The 240-nt window shown below is 38.8% G+C and carries 1 protein-coding gene; it reads left to right on the forward strand.

Translation table 11 applies throughout. The features are described 5' to 3' along the window. Positions 1–240, forward strand: a 240-nt coding sequence (locus tag AB671_RS21785) for a transposase (protein ID WP_157444298.1), incomplete at both ends; no start/stop codon positions are given.

Raw genomic sequence — 240 nt, forward strand, 5'->3', positions numbered from 1 at the left:
GCTGGGGAAATAACCGTTCGCTCAATGGTTATGATGGAGGTAAAAAAGTAAAAGGCATCAAGCGACACGTTGTGGTAGATAAAAATGGGTTTTTGTTAGCTGTCATGGTAAGTGTAGCCAATATTCACGACAGTAAAGCCGCATTATTATTGATGAAAACACTGCAATACTTATTGATTCCACTTGATGTAATCCTCGCTGATGGAGGTTACAGAGGTGAGATTATTGAGGAAATAAGAA

The organism is Chryseobacterium sp. BGARF1 (genome assembly GCF_001677955.1).
GTDB lineage: Bacteria > Bacteroidota > Bacteroidia > Flavobacteriales > Weeksellaceae > Chryseobacterium.